Origin of the sequence: Paraburkholderia sp. J69-1, from assembly GCF_905220255.1 — a bacterium.
Classification (GTDB): domain Bacteria; phylum Pseudomonadota; class Gammaproteobacteria; order Burkholderiales; family Burkholderiaceae; genus Paraburkholderia.
Window position 1 is genome coordinate 1 of record NZ_CAJMZG010000105.1, and the last position, 355, is coordinate 355.

1 pseudogene is annotated in these 355 nt (G+C 60.8%); it reads right to left on the reverse strand.

What is annotated here, in order from left to right:
* Positions 1 to 355: pseudogene (locus U5A67_RS40590) on the reverse strand (adhesin); the annotation flags it as partial.

A 355-nucleotide genomic window follows, 5' to 3' on the forward strand; every position in this document is an offset into this window, starting at 1 on the left:
CGCGCTAAGAGCAATGTTGCCAACGCCAGCGCTTACGGTAGACGTCGCCGTGCCAGCGATACCAGCCGACGCGAATGTCGTGCCGGATCCTGCCGTGGCACTCAGGCCACCTGCGCTCGCCGTAGTTGCGATCAACCCGGAAGCGGCACTCGCGGTCACAGCTGAGAGAAACGCGATGACCACCGTCGTAAACAGCTTGCCCCAGACGCTTTCGCTCTGATCATCGACAACCGACGTCTGCAAGTCGTCGCTAACCGTCGATTGCGCGAAGCCGCCCCCCAGCTCACTCTTCAGATTCGAAAGCAACTGGGACGTTGCCTCAGCATTGACTGTGCCGTCTGTGTTCACCTGCTGC